This is a genomic window from Shewanella sp. S1-49-MNA-CIBAN-0167, assembly GCF_040310145.1.
Classification (GTDB): Bacteria; Pseudomonadota; Gammaproteobacteria; order Enterobacterales; family Shewanellaceae; genus Shewanella; species Shewanella psychromarinicola.
Genome location: NZ_JBEOPO010000174.1, coordinates 1 through 306 on the forward strand (window position 1 = coordinate 1; position 306 = coordinate 306).

Sequence of the window (306 nt, forward strand, 5' to 3'; positions counted from 1 at the left end):
AGTCTGATCTGCAATACTTCTTATCGTGTCTAATATGTCATTAACATTATGGGTATATGCGTCCAATTGATTAACGACAACCGCAGTTTGCTGTACTTCTTCAGCCAAGGTATTAATGGTAATAACAGCATCGTTAACAATAACAACGCCTTGTTTTGCCTCAGTGTTGGCATTCTCAGCATCAAGCGCTGCGCTTGATGCGTATTCAGCAATATGAGTGACACTGACAAACATTTCTTTCATGGCTTGTGATATCTGCTCAATGGACTCATTTTGTTGCTGTACATTGAGTTCACTGTATTGACT

The 306-nt window shown here is 39.5% G+C and carries 1 pseudogene; it reads right to left on the bottom strand.

Features of this window, described 5'->3' with window-relative positions:
- Nucleotides 1-306 (bottom strand): annotated as a pseudogene (locus tag AAEZ00_RS20880) (methyl-accepting chemotaxis protein); the annotation flags it as partial.